Genomic DNA, 269 nt, shown 5'->3' with positions numbered 1-269 from the left:
CGTAAGCATCTCCTTCTCGTCGATGAAGCGCGAGGAGCGGCGGAAGGTTCCGTCAGCGGCCGAGCATATCCTCCGCGCGCACGACCCGGTCGAACGTGTCGGCATCGACGAGCCCGAGTTCCAATCCCGCTTCCCGCAACGTCTGGCCATGTTCATGCGCGTGCTTGGCGATCTTCGCCGCATGGTCGTACCCGATTTCGGGCGCGAGCGCGGTGACGAGCATCAGCGATCGACCGACGAGTTCGGCGATGCGTTCGCGATTCGGCTCC

General features: G+C 64.7%; 1 pseudogene. It reads right to left on the bottom strand.

What is annotated here, in order from left to right:
- Positions 1-52: 52 nt before the first annotated feature.
- Positions 53-269, bottom strand: a pseudogene (locus AC0IYH_RS31775) (class II fumarate hydratase); the annotation flags it as partial.

The organism is Pseudomonas sp. AC463 (assembly GCF_979253585.1).
This window is presented reverse-complemented; position numbering and strand designations above follow the sequence as displayed.